The 970-nt window shown below is 60.4% G+C and carries 1 protein-coding gene; it reads right to left on the bottom strand.

What is annotated here, in order from left to right; translation table 11 throughout:
- Positions 1-953, bottom strand: a 953-nt coding sequence (locus tag AC1DD5_RS25680) for an ABC transporter ATP-binding protein (protein ID WP_477523130.1), incomplete at its 3' end; no start/stop codon positions are given.
- Positions 954-970: the final 17 nt, after the last annotated feature.

Here is a 970-nt window from a genome sequence, read left to right on the forward strand (position 1 = left end):
ACGACATCGACAGAGGCGCCCCCATACTCGACATCGGCAATCGTGCCTCCTTCAACACCCATCTCTCCAGGGGCAAGTGAGTCGATAGTGCCCAACCGGATGGCCTGTTGGCGCACGCGCAGGTTCGCCGTTTCCGCCGACACATCGGGAACACGGCCAACAAGCTGTCCACTGGTGCTTGCCCATCCCGAGGGCGTTTTGTACAAGGAGATGGAGTTTCCCATACCGATGAACTCGGCGACGAACTCCGTCGCCGGGTTTTCATACACCTCACGCGGGCGACCCAGCTGTTCAATCTGMCCCGCACGCATGATCGCCAACCGATCCCCCAGCGCCAGCGCCTCGGACTGATCATGAGTGACATAGAGTCCCGTGAATCCGACGCGTTGGTGCAACTGGTGGATCTCGTTACGCAGCTGATCACGCAAACGGGCATCAAGGTTGGACAGCGGTTCATCGAACAACAGCAGGGACGGGCGGGCAACCAGCGCACGCGCCACMGCCACCCGCTGTTGCTGACCACCGCTCAACTGGCCCGGATACCGGTCAAGGAGATCGGTGCAATCAACCATCCGGGCGGCCTCSTCAATCCAGCCCTCTTTRAAGCCCTGCTTCAACCCGCGGGCTCGAAGGGGGTAGCCGATATTGCGGCGAACCGTCATATGCGGCCATAARGCGAACGACTGGAARACCATCCCCACGTCGCGGCGGTTRGGACTGAGATCGACGCGCCGCGTCGTGTCGCAGACAACTTTGTCCCCGATGCTGATCCGGCCAGCGGAAGCCTGCTCAAGCCCCGCGACCATACGCAGCGTGGTCGTCTTCCCACATCCACTCGATCCGAGCAAGACCAGCAGCTCGCCCTCCTCCACCGTGAAGGTCAAGTCGTTGACCGCCACAACATGATTGCGGCGAACAACGAACTCCTTCCGCAATCCCTGAATCTCTAGCATGATTAATTCTCTCTCAC

The organism is Paenarthrobacter sp. 10L420 (assembly GCF_056395385.1).